The 258-nt window shown below is 74.4% G+C and carries 1 protein-coding gene; it reads left to right on the top strand.

Annotated elements, in window-relative coordinates; genetic code table 11:
• A partial coding sequence (locus tag SB771_RS35540; protein ID WP_410722110.1) for an oligopeptide/dipeptide ABC transporter ATP-binding protein occupies positions 1-258 on the top strand: 258 nt, incomplete at both ends.

Below are 258 nucleotides of genomic sequence, written 5' to 3'. Positions count from 1 at the left end.
CAACAGTCCCTTGCATCCGTACACCGTCGGTCTGCTCGGCGCGCTGCCGCGACTCGACGCGCCCGGCGGCGCGCCGCTGCGCACGATTGCCGGCAATCCGCCGCTGCCCGGCAGCGGCGGCCAGGGATGCGCCTTCGCGCCGCGCTGCGCACAAGCGTTCGAGCGCTGTCACCAGGAAACGCCGCTGCTGCGCCCATCCGGCGCGCGCGAACGCGCTTGCCATTTGCCCGCGCCCGTCGCGCGAGGAGCGCACGCATG

Origin of the sequence: Burkholderia sp. SIMBA_051 (assembly GCF_046534915.1) — a bacterium.
Classification (GTDB): domain Bacteria; phylum Pseudomonadota; class Gammaproteobacteria; order Burkholderiales; family Burkholderiaceae; genus Burkholderia; species Burkholderia ambifaria.
The sequence above is the reverse complement of the archived record's forward strand: the minus strand, read 5'-3'. Positions and strand labels throughout refer to the sequence as shown.